The sequence below is a fragment of the Streptomyces sp. NPDC040405 genome (assembly GCF_055595765.1).
The window spans coordinates 21,618-29,496 of sequence record NZ_JBVIVI010000030.1 but is presented as its reverse complement, the minus strand read 5'-3'; the positions used below and the strand labels follow the sequence as shown (position 1 = coordinate 29,496).

The window sequence follows — 7,879 nt, the reverse complement described above, 5'->3', positions numbered from 1 at the left end:
CCCACCGGCAGGGGCCAGGCCCGCTGGACCATGCGCTGGAAGACCGCGCTGAACGCCTTCGACATCACCTTCGACGGCCGACTCTCAGCAGCCCGCCAGTAACCAACAACCCCAGATACACCGCTCGTTTGACAGACCCGCCCGCCTTCACTCAGCAAGGCCGCACCCGAGGCGTCAGCGCGGTCCATCAGCCGCTCGACGACCTCGTCCACCAGCTCATCCTCGACCGGCTCGACAGCCGGCACGCCGTTGTCGTTCATGTCCGTCCGTCCCGGCTGGTCAAGGCTCAGGTCCAGGCCTCGACCAGCCTTTCACATCACGGACTTACACGATCTTTCAGACACGCTCCGCTGGTCCCGTGTACATGGGATGGCAGCTGAGGTCTGCCCGGTCGGGAGATGTTCAGCAGCTCTTGGGGCGGTCTCTGGGATTCGCATCGCATCGGCGGTTCTCAAAGGCAGCCTCCCCCGGAGCCACGTTCCCTAACCGGCCGCTACTGTGCTCCTCGGGCAACGGGCGGGCAGTGGCCGCTGGTAAGCCGAGGGGCGATGCCAGTTGTCGGGCTGCAGATTTCGGGCAAGGGGATGAAGGAAGTCTCGGGTTCGGTGCTGTTTGACGCTCTGAGGCGTTCTTACTGGGATCAGTACGGTCTGACCTGTGTGCGCGACATGTCAGAGGGCGAGGTGCTCGCCCGGCTGGGGGTTGCCGACGGGGTGCGGCATCCGCGCTGCACGGTGGAGGAAGCGGTGGCCCGGTTCGGTGTGGAGGTTCCGGCGGTGCGCGTGTGCGGCAGCGGGCGCTGGACCTTCGTGCTGGACGTCGATCCGCATGGCAGGACGTTCGGCCCGTGCGTCATGGCCCAGCTGTCGGTGGGGACTGAGGTGGTGTCGGCGTGGCACCTGCTGAATGGCACCGTGAAGGTTGCTCACGCCTGCGATGGGCATGTGCTGGCTACCTACAGCGACTGGATGTTCAAACCGGCGGAGGGAACCGACCCCGGTCGGCTCAACCGGGCCCTCACGAACGTCGGCTTCTTCTCGGAAGAGTCGGAAGAGTCGGAAGAGTCGGACGACTGGAACCATGCGGAGATGGCCTTGGCCGCGATCGAGCGAGAGTTCGGTATGAGCCTCTCGGCAGAGGTCGTCAACGGGCCCCTGATCACGGTCAGCCTCCCCGACACATGCCAGGGAGGCTGACCAAGGCCACGCCCTGATGGCTGTCGCGCTACGGTCAGCTGCGGGAAGTCAGGCGACCACGGAAACCCAGAAAGGATCGTCGTCGGCCAGACGCGCGCTCTGCACGAAGTTGCCGTACCACCCTCCCGCTTCGGAGTTCAGCGTTCCGGGGATGTGCCCTCGCACGCATTTCTGGCCGACGCTCCAGGAGCCCAGTGGCGTAACAGTCGGCCAATCCATGGCAAGGTTGCCAGTACTGCCCGCCTTCACTGCCGTCACCTGCGCGCAGTCTTTGCCGTGGTCTACCCCGTTGAGCGCGCCGCTCTCGTACACGCCGGCGAACGGGAACTCGTCACAACTGTCCCCGGGTATGGCCGGGTCTGCCGTGAACTTGGTCGCACCGCAGATGGCCTGCCGGTTGGATCTTGACTGGGACACGCTCTGAAGGCGATGGAGCGGCTCACCCGTGCCTCTGAGCCCCCAGTGACCGGACAGGTTGCGCTGCGCCCAGTCGATCATATCGACTGACGAGCCGTACAGCGCCCGTGAGAGCCGCAGAGTGGGTATACCAGGGAATCACACACCCGGAGGTATTGCCTATGGAGAGTTTGTCGTCGCAGCGCACCTCGACGCCTCCCCATTTGATTGTGGACAGAACGACAGCGCCCGGAGTGTGGAGGGTGAACTCGTAGCTCTGGTCCAGATAGTCGTAGACCTTAGTGGGGTTGTCCTGCAGCGTGTACGTGCCCTTGATGGTCTGGCCGACTGTGATGGGTGTTTTGTTTGGCCACGGCTGAGTGGTGGAGGGGGAGTACGTGGCGGAGCACGACGTGGTCAGCGTGGCTTCCAGACTGGTGACTGCAGGAGTCGCAGCGAGCATGGTGAGTTGGTCGGTCTCCGTCCACTTCAGGCTGGTGGTTGAGAGGTCGATCTGCTGCGCGATTGCGAAGAGAGCGGTGCCCAGCACCGTTTTGCCATCGCTGCTGTAGTAGGTGTACTTGACGTTGGGGTCGATCTCGCACTGCCTCGTGCGGGTGGCGTACCAGGAGCCGTCCTCGTCCCCCGTGCAGTCGTTCGTCGGTAATGGCACATCAGCCGCGACGCTTTTTCGCCTCTCTGCTCCGCTGGCGGGGTTTTCTATGCTGCAACAGCCTGTCGGGCTCGAAAAGTCATCGCTACTGGTCAAGCGGCGTAGTGGTACTCGTTGATGAGGCCGCCGAGGACGTGTGTGCGCAGGAGTCTGCGTGCGTTGAGGTTGTGCACGGTGATGGGCTGCTGCCCGGCGTCAGGAGGTAGCTGGTCTCGGCTTCGATGAGGGCGATGTGTGTTGTAGGGCCGCTGGTAGGCGGCCAGGACCTGTCGGGCGTGTGCCTCGTTCGTGATCAGGATGTGGTCGAGGGCCTCGCGCCGGATGCTGCCGATCACCCGTTCACAGTGGGCGTTCATCCGCGGCGTTCGTGGCGCGCTCTTGATCACCTCCATGCCATCGGCTACGGCGTCGAAGGACTGTCCGTACTTGCCATCGCGGTCACGGAGCAGGAATCGCAGGGACTCCATACGCGTGTTCAGGTCGGCGGCTACGTTCCGGGCCTGCTGCACGGCCCATTCCCGGGAGGGATGTGCCGTGACGTTGGAGATATGGAGGCGCCGGGTGCCGTGTTCGAGGGAGGCGAGCGCGTACAGTCTGCGTCCGAACACGGTGTCGAGATGGAAGAAGTCTGCCGCGATGATGCCCTCGGCCTGGTTCGTGAGGAACTCGCGCCAGGTTGGGCCGGTACGGCGTGGAGCTGGATCGATGCCCGCGGCTGTCAGGATGTTCCATACGGTGGATGCGGCGATCGGGTGCCCCAGGCGAGCCAGCTCGCCCTGGATCCGCCTGTGGCCCCACCTCGTATTTTCCCGGGCCAGTCGCAGTATGAGCTTCCTGAGCGCCGCCCTGGTCGGTGGTCTCCCGGCCGGGGCGCGTCGCGCGCTGTAGTCCCATTTCGCCGCGATGAACCTGCGATGCCACGCCAGCAGGGTGCCGGGCGTGATCGGGAAGATCCCACGCCACCGGCAGCGGGGTATCAGCCCGGACAGCGCAGTCAGCCAGAATCGATCAAAGGGCTCATACCGGACTCGGCCGTGGATCTGACGCCTCAACACCGCGTTCTCGTGCCGCAACACGAGCAACTCCGCGTCCTTCGTGGCCTGGCTGCGCAGCAGTACCCGGGGGATGGACAGTGGCTTGCGCACGACCTTGTACACCAGTGAGACGGTCACGCGGACATGCTCTCAGCCGAGACCGAATGCCTGACGTCACCTGCAGCGACGACTTTTCGAGCCCCACACCATCGCCGAGGTCTTCGGCCGCAACGGCTTCTCCGTGGCACCGTGGCGCGGACCCGGGGTCGGTGAGTCCCCGGTGCCCTACCCCGGGAAGGTTCGCACTTCGCGCTCGGCCAGGAGCGGGATGATCCGGTCCCGCGCGATGGTGGTGAAGTGGGGGGACGTACGGTGCGCCGCGAACGCCTCCTCGTCCGTGTAGCGCTCGAGAACCACGATGTGGGAGGGGTTCTCGACGTCACGGAAGTACTCGTAGGAGAGGTTGCCCGGTTCCTGTCGGCTGTGTGTGGCGAGCCGGGCCAGTTCGGCGAGCACGGCTCGTTCCGCCCCGTCCTTGATCCAGTAGTCGGCGATGATCTGAAGATAGTGGTCTGACACGGTCGCAGGGCCTCCTCGCTCGTCGCTCTACGCATCGGAGCGGGAGTGGGCCAACTCCCGCAGCGCCGGTAGCAGGTACTGCTTGCAGAGCGGGTAGTTCTCCGAAACCGGGAAGTGCCCGATGTCCGGCATGCGTCCGCCCCGTGCCCCCGGAATACGTGCCAGCGTGGCTTCGGTCTCCTCCGAGCTGCACGCGTAGTCGTACTCCCCGGTGTACAGGTGGACCGGACACACCGTGGTATCGATCTCGTGCTCGCGTCCGCGCAGATCGAGCCCGTGGCTGTAGAAGTACGTGTCTCCGCGGTAGATGCCGGGGCCGCCTTGGCTGTAGAGCCACCACACCTCCTTGCGGGCCGCCGTGGGGCTGTGCGGTGCCATCAGGCCGTAGGTCCAGGAAGGCACCACCTGGTTGCTGTTGACGTCCGGCGCGAGCGGCCAGTCGTGGAATCGGCCCTCGACCGTTGATGCTCCGGAGAAGCCGATGACTCCGCCCAGCTCGGCGCCGTGGAGGCGGGCAAGTTCCAGGACCAGTGAGCCGGCCATCGAGCAGCCGACGACGACGGGCCGCTCGAGCTCCAGAGCCCGGACGAACCCCATCACGGTGTCGATGTATCGCTCGGTGGTGAGCAGGTACTCTCGCTGCCACCAGCCCGCAGGCGGCAGGGACTTGCCGTGCCAGGGGAGGTCGAAGGCCAGGACGCGGAAGTCCGTGAGCACCTCCGGATCGTTCTGCAGATGCCGGTACTGTCGGGCGTCCGCTCCGGCCGTGTGGAGGCACACCACCGGCGTGCCGCTGCCGGATTCCTCGAAGTAGACCCGGTGCGGCTCGTCGAGGATGTCCATGTGCAGATACCGGCCGACGACGGGGTCGAGGTGCGTCATGCGATCGCTCCTTCACGGTGGTCGGGGCCGGTCGGCCGCATCAGTTGCAGGACGATGTCGATGACCCGCAGATGCCGGATCAGCTCGTCCCGGCCCTCCCGGACCTCGAAGTCGTTTCGCCGGCGGTCCATGGCCAGGACGTGGTGGCTGTGGCGTGGCGGCAGCGGGCGCGTGAAGTCCTCCCAGGCTGCCGATGATCCCGCGAGGACCACCTCCGGAAGGGTGCCGGGCCCGCGTCCGGTGACGAACCGGGATTTCTCGATCCGGTAGGAGTGGGACTCGCCGTCGCACTCCAACGTCAGGCACACCTCGGTCCAGCGACTGACCAGCTGGAATTCGGCGTCGTCGGCGGCACGGCGAAGCCATTGCGTTTCCTGCGACGGTCCGAAGACACTCACCTGGTCACCCCTCGCGCACTCGTGTCTTCCTGCTCAGGGTGGGCCGTCACTCCGGGGCCTTGCCCAGGAAGTCCTCGTCATCGAAGGCGGAGACGAGGGCGATCAGCGCTCCGAGATAGCTGTGGTGGCGCAGTCCCATGGACATGCCGGTGGCCGAGCGCGTGAAATTCGACTCCCAGGGCCCGCCGGGCAGACCGCGGCCCGACCACGGGGGCGCCGAGATGTTGGAGAAGTGGGTCTCTACCCATGGCCTGCCGGTTTCCTCCAGCGCGTGCCGCGTTGGCTCGCCGGACTTGGTCAGCCCGGCCGGGTTGAGGATGTACGCGTCGGTGCGTGCGGCCGACTCGTGGATCGCGTCGAGGATGACGCCTTCGTGGTTGGAAGCCAGCGCCTCGACCGTTACGCCGAGCCCGGCCCCGGCCTCCTTCACATAGTCGTGGAGGGCGTTGATCGACGAGATGGGGCCGTAGACGCGCTTGTTGCGGTGTCCCAGGTTGGGCATGTTGGGCCCGTCGATCAGGGTGATGTGAAGCTCACGGGCGCCGGGTCGGCGCCAGCCGTAGGCAGGGTGGGCCTCGGTCATGGAAAACTCCTGGTGTTGGTATGACGTAGGGGGGAGCGGGACGGTCCTTCGGGGTCAGCTCCGGTACAGGACCTTCGTCTGGGACAGCGCGTCGTACTGGAACGTCGGGCGGTGGCGCCGCTCCTTGATCCGCCAGCCGTTCTCGGTACGGACGAGCTGGTCGAGGTAGTCGATTCCGCGCACCTGGACCCGGCCGACGCCTTCGCCGCCCTGGTGCAGGGTCGCGATCACCAGACTGTGCGCTGTGGCGCGGTCGCCGTTCACCTCGATGCGCACGTTGCCGAGCGCGTGGTTCGTGGCGTCGTACGCCTTCATCCGATGCAGCCAGGTGGCGACTCCGACGCCACCGTGCAGGGGCTCCGGCTCGTGGTTGTAGTACGAGACGGAGTCTTCGGTGAAGCACCCCGCGATGCCATCCCAGTCCTTGTCGTCCAGCGAGCCCAGATAGCGCTCCAGTGTCTCGCGGACCAGCAGCCGGTCGATCACGCCGGTGGTTGTCGCGTTGGTCATGTCGCCCTCCTTGAGCCAGGTGCCGTGCCGGGTCCTCCGATGGGTCACCCCACAGCGCGGCCACTGCTTCGACGCCCGGACCGTATGACAATGTTTCGACGAGAGTCAACGGTGGTTGCTCTCTCGTCTCATCACTGGGGTGCATCGCCAGAAGCTATGGCCTTTATGTCGGTCTATATCAGGGCGTAAGGGGCGGGATTCTCGCTCCCCCGACCCTTGTCGATGCTAGAGAATTGTCTTACGGTCCTGCTGTCAGAGATTCTTCGAGTGGCGAGATCCTGCTCGGTGGTGGCTCAGTGAGCATCAGGGTGAGGCGGATTCATCCGGGTCGGAGCCTGCCGTTAAGACAATCGTGCGACGCGGCAGCCGTAGTCGTCAGAGCATGGTGAGCGAAGTCAACCCGAGGGAGGGGCTCATGCTGCAAAAGGATCGTTCCGCGACACCCGCGACCGCGCCGTCCCGGTTCCGGCTGGCCGCCGGCATCCGTGACGCGATCAGCGAAGGCACCCTGCGGCCGGGGGAGCGCGTGAACGAACGGGAACTGTGCGAGACCTACGGCGTCTCGCGCACCACTGTGCGCGAAACCCTGCGGCAGTTGGAGGCGGAGGGCTTCATCACCCTGGAGCCGCACCGCGGCGCCGTCGTGGCGGAGATGACCTTCGAACAAGCCGAGGCGCTGTTCGAGGTACGTGGTGCCCTGGAGTCGCTGGCCTGCAGCCTCTTCGCCGCGCGTGGCAGCGTCGCGCACAAGCGCAAGCTGTCCGAAGCGCTGGGTGCGACGGAAGCCGCGATGCAGGGCGGTTCCCTTGACGAGGTACTGGCCGCCAAGGACCGCTTCTACGACGCGCTGCTGGAGGGCGCGGGCAACCCCGAACTGACCTCCTCCCTGCGCCTGTTGCACGCCCGCATCCAGATGCTCCGCCGGTACTCGCTGTCGGAGCCGGGGCGCAACGAACACAGCCTCGCGGAAATCACCGACATCTGCAGGGCGATCATCGCCGGAGACGCCGAGGGCGCCCGCATCGCGGGGAGCCTCCACGTGGCCCAGGCCCGCTACGCCGCACTGCCGCAGATCTTCGCTCGGAAGACACATCCGGGTGGGCGAACAGCAATGGACGAACAGAAAGCAGACGATGACCACCGTGAATGACGAAGCCCTCGAATACGTCAACGAGATGGCCCGAGCACGTGGGTACGTGTTGCCGTACCACAAGCTCATGGCCAAGGCGGACATCGATGTGCTGAAGGCGGCCAATCAACTCGTCACCGCGGCCTACACCGAGGACCGCAGCCTCGACAGGGCTACGAAGGAGCTCATCTTCATCACCAGCCTGACCGTGATGCGAGCGTCCCCCGGACACATCGCCAGCCACATCCGAGTCGCCCTCGACCTCGGCGTCACGCCTCAGCAGATCCTCGAGGCCATCGAAATCACGCTGCCCGAAGCCGGCGTGGTGACCTTCCAGCACGGCTTCTCCGTCTGGGCCGACGTCGTGGGAGCCACGGGCATCGAGCCCACCGTCACCGCTCACGACTCAAGCAAGTAACCCGAGCTCAGCGGCTCCTGTCGCGAGGCCCCGCGGGAATGCCTCCCCGCCCGCGGGGCCGCCGCAGAACACCGTCGTTCC

At 65.8% G+C, this 7,879-nt stretch carries 11 protein-coding genes and 1 pseudogene; 3 read left to right on the top strand and 9 right to left on the bottom strand.

The window, feature by feature from the left end; translation table 11 throughout:
* Positions 1–260: pseudogene (locus tag ACZ59A_RS44515) on the bottom strand (hypothetical protein); the annotation flags it as partial.
* A gap of 288 nt (positions 261–548) precedes the next feature.
* On the opposite strand from ACZ59A_RS44515, the gene ACZ59A_RS44510 reads away from it, so the two are divergent.
* Entirely contained in the window at positions 549–1,196 is a 648-nt protein-coding gene (locus ACZ59A_RS44510) for a DUF6461 domain-containing protein (protein ID WP_470971496.1), read from the top strand.
* Positions 1,197–1,244: 48 nt separating this feature from the next.
* Here the strand turns inward: ACZ59A_RS44510 and ACZ59A_RS44505 are convergent, their stop codons facing one another.
* The 8 genes from ACZ59A_RS44505 to ACZ59A_RS44470 form a co-directional block, all read right to left on the bottom strand.
* Positions 1,245–1,613: a hypothetical protein gene (locus tag ACZ59A_RS44505; RefSeq protein ID WP_470971494.1), complete on the bottom strand. Its 369-nt coding sequence runs from the start codon at positions 1,611–1,613 to the stop codon at positions 1,245–1,247.
* A 22-nt stretch (positions 1,614–1,635) separates the two neighbouring features.
* Positions 1,636–2,361 carry a hypothetical protein gene (locus tag ACZ59A_RS44500; protein ID WP_470971492.1) on the bottom strand — a complete coding sequence of 242 codons (726 nt, stop codon included), beginning with the start codon at positions 2,359–2,361 and terminating at the stop codon, positions 1,636–1,638.
* Positions 2,358–3,437 (bottom strand): integrase core domain-containing protein, encoded by a 1,080-nt coding sequence (locus tag ACZ59A_RS44495; protein ID WP_470971490.1) that lies wholly within the window; start codon positions 3,435–3,437, stop codon positions 2,358–2,360. The genes ACZ59A_RS44500 and ACZ59A_RS44495 overlap by 4 nt, the downstream gene beginning before the upstream one ends.
* A gap of 147 nt (positions 3,438–3,584) precedes the next feature.
* Positions 3,585–3,878: a putative quinol monooxygenase gene (locus tag ACZ59A_RS44490; protein WP_470971487.1), complete on the bottom strand. Its 294-nt coding sequence runs from the start codon at positions 3,876–3,878 to the stop codon at positions 3,585–3,587.
* A 27-nt stretch (positions 3,879–3,905) separates the two neighbouring features.
* Positions 3,906–4,760, bottom strand: coding sequence for an alpha/beta fold hydrolase (locus tag ACZ59A_RS44485; RefSeq protein ID WP_470971485.1), 855 nt, complete (start codon positions 4,758–4,760; stop codon positions 3,906–3,908).
* The gene (locus ACZ59A_RS44480; RefSeq protein WP_470971482.1) at positions 4,757–5,158 is read right to left on the bottom strand and encodes a hypothetical protein; all 402 of its coding nucleotides are present in this window, start codon (positions 5,156–5,158) and stop codon (positions 4,757–4,759) included. The genes ACZ59A_RS44485 and ACZ59A_RS44480 overlap by 4 nt, the downstream gene beginning before the upstream one ends.
* A gap of 46 nt (positions 5,159–5,204) precedes the next feature.
* Positions 5,205–5,741, bottom strand: coding sequence for a type II 3-dehydroquinate dehydratase (locus tag ACZ59A_RS44475; RefSeq protein WP_470971479.1), 537 nt, complete (start codon positions 5,739–5,741; stop codon positions 5,205–5,207).
* Between the two features lie 54 nt (positions 5,742–5,795).
* The gene (locus tag ACZ59A_RS44470) at positions 5,796–6,251 is read right to left on the bottom strand and encodes a nuclear transport factor 2 family protein (RefSeq protein ID WP_470971477.1); all 456 of its coding nucleotides are present in this window, start codon (positions 6,249–6,251) and stop codon (positions 5,796–5,798) included.
* A 415-nt stretch (positions 6,252–6,666) separates the two neighbouring features.
* On the opposite strand from ACZ59A_RS44470, the gene ACZ59A_RS44465 reads away from it, so the two are divergent.
* On the top strand, positions 6,667–7,401 hold the full coding sequence (locus tag ACZ59A_RS44465) for a GntR family transcriptional regulator (RefSeq protein ID WP_470971474.1): 735 nt from the start codon (positions 6,667–6,669) through the stop codon (positions 7,399–7,401).
* Positions 7,394–7,798: a carboxymuconolactone decarboxylase family protein gene (locus ACZ59A_RS44460; protein WP_470971472.1), complete on the top strand. Its 405-nt coding sequence runs from the start codon at positions 7,394–7,396 to the stop codon at positions 7,796–7,798. Before ACZ59A_RS44465 ends, ACZ59A_RS44460 begins: the two co-directional genes overlap by 8 nt.
* Positions 7,799–7,879: the final 81 nt, after the last annotated feature.